This is a genomic window from Lachnoanaerobaculum sanguinis (assembly GCF_033242365.1).
Lineage (GTDB): Bacteria > Bacillota > Clostridia > Lachnospirales > Lachnospiraceae > Lachnoanaerobaculum > Lachnoanaerobaculum sanguinis.
Map to the genome: position 1 here is coordinate 1 of NZ_BTHK01000066.1, position 370 is coordinate 370.

General features: G+C 35.1%; 1 pseudogene. It reads left to right on the forward strand.

What is annotated here, in order from left to right:
* A pseudogene (locus SBH76_RS13550) lies at positions 1-370 on the forward strand (IS1182 family transposase); the annotation flags it as partial.

Here is a 370-nt window from a genome sequence, read left to right on the forward strand (position 1 = left end):
CACTGATTCCTGTCCTTGAAAAGCATAAGAAAGCATTTGGAGAAGTGCTTGAAGAAGTTACGGCAGATAGCGGCTATTGTAGTGAGAAAAACCTCTTATATCTGAAAGAAAATCAAATAGACAGTTATATAAAATTACAGGATCACGAGAAACGAAAAACAAGAGCATACAGTAAAGATATAGGTAAATACTACAACATGAAGACAACGGTATTTGAGGATGAGCAAGTCTATATCTGTCATGACGGCCGTGAACTGAGACATATCAACACAGAAAAGAAAGAACAGAATGGTTATACACAAACATATGAAGTATATGGATGTTCAGACTGTAGTGGATGTGAACATAAGTCTAAATGTTTATACAAGTA